Source organism: Pseudoalteromonas sp. NBT06-2 (genome assembly GCF_002276045.1).
Classification (GTDB): Bacteria; Pseudomonadota; Gammaproteobacteria; order Enterobacterales; family Alteromonadaceae; genus Pseudoalteromonas.
This window is the reverse complement of the sequence record NZ_NQMR01000421.1, coordinates 1-486: the sequence shown is the minus strand read 5'-3', so window position 1 is coordinate 486 and position 486 is coordinate 1. Positions and strand designations below refer to the sequence as shown.

General features: G+C 42.6%; 1 protein-coding gene. It reads left to right on the top strand.

The annotated features are described in order from the left end of the window. Positions 1-486 (top strand): IS66 family transposase (locus CJF42_RS27045; RefSeq protein WP_141235713.1); only part of this gene is annotated, 486 nt, incomplete at both ends.

The window sequence follows — 486 nt, the reverse complement described above, 5'->3', positions numbered from 1 at the left end:
ACTCAACCGCTATGAAGAAATCTGGGTCAACGATCAACATACTAAGGATGAGGCACTCACGCCAGTTGAGCGTTTGGTTTATCATCAAAGGCATTCACAACCTATCATGGAAGAAATAAAAAGTTGGGGCGAGCAGCGTTTAGGTAAAGGTGATATAGAAGAAAATAGCAGCTTAGGCCACGCGGTTAAATACTTCATCAAACACTATGACGGACTCACCTATTTCTGCCGGGTTGAAGGGGCAATAATTGATAATAACCAAATCGAAGCCATGTTAAAAATCGTAGTGCGGGATAGGAAAAATGGGATGTTCCACAAAATACTGCTAGGCGCTACGATTGGTGATGTTGTCACGTCAGTCATAGCGACGGCGAGTGAATCAGGGATTAATGTATTCGATTACTTCACCGTATTGCAACGAGACAGCGAGCAAGTTAAAGGCAATTCAGAAAATTACCTGCCCTGGAACTACCTCGAAAATAAATA